Origin of the sequence: Thiohalophilus sp. (assembly GCF_031581315.1) — a bacterium.
Classification (GTDB): Bacteria; Pseudomonadota; Gammaproteobacteria; order UBA6429; family Thiohalophilaceae; genus Thiohalophilus.
This window is the reverse complement of sequence record NZ_JAVLAZ010000009.1, coordinates 16,940-21,726: the sequence shown is the minus strand read 5'-3', so window position 1 is coordinate 21,726 and position 4,787 is coordinate 16,940. Positions and strand designations below refer to the sequence as shown.

Below are 4,787 nucleotides of genomic sequence, written 5' to 3'. Positions count from 1 at the left end.
TCACTTTGTATTCTCTGCGTCTCCGCGCCTTTGCGTCCTCCGCGTTTATTTAACTGTTCCGGATAAATGGAATGCACTGTTGAAACAGTACATTCCAGATTCAACCGGTGTTGCGCATTCCCGCGGCGATGGCGTTGATGCTGCGCAGTAGCGGGTTGAGCCAGTGATTGCGGTCTTCCTCGCTGATTGTTTCATCACGGAAACGTTCGATAAGGATGCGCTGGATCTGGTTGAGGGGATCCAGGTAGGGGTTACGTCGCTTGAGGGAGAGGGCGAGGTTGGGTGTTTCGGCCATCAGCTCCTGCAGTCGGGCGGCTTCAAGGACGCGCAGGCGGGTGCGGTTATATTCGCCGTTGATCATGTTATAAATAGTTTTGGCGGTATGCGGATCCTTGCACAGGCTGGCATAGTCCTGGGCGATATGCATGTCGCCCTTGAACAGGGACATCTGGGTGTTGCTCAGCAGAGCGCTGAAGAAAGGCCAGTTCTGATACATCTCCTGGAGTTTTTGCAGTCTCTCCGGGCTGCGTCCGACCCATTTTTCCAGTGCTGTGCCTATACCGTACCAGGCCGGGATAGTATGGCGAGACTGGGCCCATCCAAAAACCCAGGCGATGGCGCGGACCGATTCCTTTGAACGATCGGTTTTCTTGCGATGCGAGGGACGTGAGCCGATGTTCAATAGCCCGATTTCCGATACCGGGGTGGCTTCGTAGAAATAATCGAGGAAGCCGGGGGTATTGTCGGTCAGCTCCCGATACTGTTTTTCGCCGGTCGCGGCCAGTTCTGCCATGATGTCCAGGTATTCTGGATTGTCCGGCGGCGGGGGTTCGATCAGGTTGCGGCTCGCCTTGAGCAGTCCGGTGATACCCATGGTCAGCTCGTAAACGGCGGTTTCCTGGTTACTGTATTTATAGGAGAGCACTTCACCCTGTTCGGTGAATTTAATCTCGCCGTGGACAGTCCCGGTCGGCTGCGACAGGATGGAATCATGAGTCGGGCCGCCGCCACGCCCCATGGTCCCGCCGCGTCCATGGAACATACGCAGCTTGATACCGCGCTGCTGGGTCAGGGCCGTAATCTGTTGTTGCGCCTGATACAGGTTCCAGGTGGAGGCCAGAATGCCGCCATCCTTGCAGGAATCGGAATAGCCCAGCATCACTTCCTGGGTATTGCCGGAGGCATTGAGCAATTCGGTGTAGGTCTGGAGATCCAGCAGCTTGTTCATCACCGGTTCGATATGGGCCAGATCATTGACGGTTTCGAATAGCGGTGAGATGCGGATATGGCAAAACGGCGTTCCGTTCTCGTAACCCGACAGACCGGCCAGCCAGCCGAGGAACATCACTTCCATCACATGACTGGCCTGGTGGGTCATGGAAATGACATAGGTACCAAAGGCGTGCGGGCTGACTTCTTCGCGCAGTCGGGCCATGACCTGAAAGACTTCGATGGTCTCGCGGCTCATCTCCGACATGGGATCGAGGTCAATTTGCGGTGCGCTACCCTGGCGGATCAGTTCGGCCAGTTTGTGCAGCCGGCCATCTTCGTCCAGTGAGGTGTAATCGCTGCCATCCAGCTGGCGAATGACTTCGCTGACGGTTTCGGTGTGTACGGTCGATTCCTGGCGAATATCCAGATGAGCCAGGAAGAAACCGAAGGTTTCCACCAGGCGGATGAGGTTTTGCAGTTCTCCGTCGGCGATGATCGCGTCGTCGTGACTGATGAGCGAATCGCGGATCAGATAGAGGTCTGCCAGCAATTCATGTTCGTTGACATAGCCGCAGCCCAGACCGACATACTCGGCATCGTCGATACGTGATTGTAGCTTGTCCAGTGTGGCCAGCAGACGCTTTTGCATGATGAACAGCTTGCGACGATAGGGCTCCTGCTTGAAGCGACCCGGGTTATCGGCATAGATGTGTGGATAGCGTTGTTCGTCCTGCTGCAGACTGTCGTTGAAGGCCGCATTCGGCTCGAACAGCTGTGAGGAGTGGGTCAGGGTACGGGTCAGGCCCCGTACCCGTTCGTAATATTCCTCCACCGCCGCCCGGGCCATCATGTTGACTGCCTTGACGGTCGTCTGCGGTTTGACGAAGGGATTCCCATCGCGATCGCCGCCAATCCAGGAACCGAAGCGAATAAAGCTCGGCACCTTGACGCCGTGGCCGGTGCCATAAATATGGTTAAGGGATTTTTCCAGGTTGCGATAGGTATCCGGCACCGCGTCGAACAGGGATTCCTTGAAGTAATACAGCCCGTTTTTGACCTCGTCGAGGACCTGCGGTTTGTTCACCCGCACTTCATTGGTCTTGTAAAGAATGCGAATGTGGCGGCGCAGCTTTTCGTGAATCTCTTCGCGCTGGTTGAGGGTCAGGCCCGGAACGTCCAGCTCTTCACTGATGACGAAGATCCGGCGCAACGCCTCGAGGATGGTCCGGCGCTTGGCTTCGGTCGGGTGGGCGGTAAACACCGGAATATAGGCCAGGCGATCCAGCAGTGTCTGGATCTGGTCCGGTTCGATCCCGTCGCCTTCCAGTTCCTTTAATACAGCGTGATAGGAGCCTTTCCAGGTGGGACCGGTCTTGCCGGCGTCGCGACGGCGCAGGCGATGCTGGAAGGATTCCTCGGCAATATTGACCAGGCTGAAATAGATGGCAAAGGCACGCACCACGTGGGTCAGGGTGTCGGCATCCAGGGTGGCAGTATATTCGGCCAGCTTGTGCCGTTTTTTCGGGTTGTCCACTTTGCGCAGGCTGATGTGGCCCTTGCGCAGGGTCTCCACGGCGTTGAACACCTTTTCCCCGGCATGTTCCTGCAGGATCTGACCGAGGATATTGCCAAACAGTTTAACCCGGGAACGTAATGGTTTGTCGTTCACCGGCTGCTTGCCGGTCTGACGGGTCCCGTCTTGCGAGGAAGTTTTTTCTGCCGTCATATCCGCTGCTTGTATCGGTTGCAAAATGACCGCACATTATAGCCGTCAAACTGAGGAGTGTGTCCCTTGACGGAATTTTTTCTGTGTGATCCAAAAAGGGTGGTAACAATGGTTGCCTTGCCGGTGCTGCGTGTTAGTATTCCTATGAACACCGTAAGTTAATGAATTATGACGGATTAATGACAGGAATGCCAATGGACTCTGCTCCCGTATCCCGTACCGCCCTGCCAGCCTGGCAAGCCCTGCAACGCCACGCCGAAGCCATTGAATCGGTCCACATGCGCGAGCTGTTCGACAGCGATCCACAGCGCTTCGCCCGTTTTTCGCTGACGCTGGATGATCTGCTGCTGGATTATTCCAAAAACCGGATCACTGACGAGACGCGGGAGCAATTGCTGGCACTGGCCGGGCAGTGCGAATTGCCGGCATGGATCGAGCGCATGTTCAGTGGCGAGGCAATCAACCACACCGAGCAGCGTGCCGTGCTGCATACGGCACTGCGCGATCCCGAGTCGGGGCCCCTCATGGTCGAGGGGGAGGATGTCCTGCCCCAGGTCCAGGCGGTGCTGGCGCAGATGCGCGAGCTCAGCAACGCCATCCGTTCCCGTCAATGGCGCGGGTATACCGGCCAGCCGATCACTGACGTGGTGAATATCGGGGTGGGTGGCTCGGATCTGGGCCCGGTGATGGCCTGCGAAGCTTTGCGCCCGTATGCCATCCACGATCTGCGCATGCATTTTGTCTCCAATGTCGACGAGAATCACATTCTTGACACGCTGGAGGCGATCAAGCCGGAAACCACCCTGTTTATTATCGTCTCCAAGAGCTTTACCACGCAGGATACCCTGGTCAACGCCAAAACCGCGCGCAAATGGTTCCGTCGGATTGCCGGGGACGAGTGCGCCATCGATCGTCATTTTATCGCAGTCAGTGATAATGTCCCGGCGGCCGTGGAATTCGGCATTCCCGAGTCCAATATTTTTCGCATGTGGGACTGGGTCGGTGGTCGCTATTCCATGTGGTCGGCGGTAGGTCTGAGCATTGCCATTTCGGTGGGTATGGATCATTTCGAGGCCCTGCTGCAGGGCGCCTGCGATATGGATCGCCATTTTCGCAGTGCACCACTGGAACAGAACATGCCTGTGATCCTGGGTTTGCTCGGTATCTGGTACAACAACTTTCTGGGTGCCCAGACCTACGCTGTATTGCCGTATGACCAGCACCTCAAGTACCTGCCTGATTATCTGCGCCAGATGGATATGGAAAGCAATGGCAAGAGCGTGGATCGTGACGGTAACCCGATCACCGATTACGAGACCGGCCCGGTGCTGTTCGGCCAGCTGGGGATCACCGGCCAGCATGCGTTTTATCAACTGATGCACCAGGGCACCAAACTGATCCCGGCGGACATTATCGCGCCGATTACCAGCCTGCACTGTATACGCGATCATCATCGCACCCTGATGTCCAACGTCTTTGCCCAGACCGAAGCTTTCATGCGCGGCAAGACCGAAGCCGAAGCCCGCGCCGATATGCAGGCCCAGGGGCTGGATGAGGTGGAGATCGAGCGGCTGTTACCCTATCGCCTGTTTCCCGGCAACAAACCGACCAATACGATTTTGTTCCGCACCCTCGATCCCCGCACCCTTGGACGGCTGATCGCCCTCTACGAACACAAGGTGTTCGTGCAGGGCGTGATCTGGAACATCAACTCCTTCGATCAATGGGGCGTGGAACTGGGCAAACAACTGGCGGCGAAAATCCTGCCCGAACTGGAAGACAGCGCCCTCATCGACAGCCACGACGCCTCGACCAACGGCCTGATCAACTACTACAAGGGATTGCGTCC

2 protein-coding genes are annotated in these 4,787 nt (G+C 56.8%); one reads left to right on the top strand and one right to left on the bottom strand.

The annotated features are described in order from the left end of the window. Nucleotides 1–100: 100 nt before the first annotated feature. Complete coding sequence (ppc, locus tag RI563_RS02255) at nt 101–2,938, bottom strand: phosphoenolpyruvate carboxylase (protein WP_310692720.1); 2,838 nt, start codon at nt 2,936–2,938, stop codon at nt 101–103. A gap of 194 nt (nt 2,939–3,132) precedes the next feature. Here ppc and pgi point away from each other — a divergent pair. Further along, a partial coding sequence (gene pgi / locus RI563_RS02250; protein WP_310692719.1) for a glucose-6-phosphate isomerase occupies nt 3,133–4,787 on the top strand: 1,655 nt, incomplete at its 3' end.

Bases quoted from the DNA above. Each gene is read 5' to 3' on its own strand.
- ppc (WP_310692720.1), bottom strand. From the start codon at position 2,938: ATGACGGCAGAAAAAACTTCCTCGCAAGACGGGACCCGTCAGACCGGC.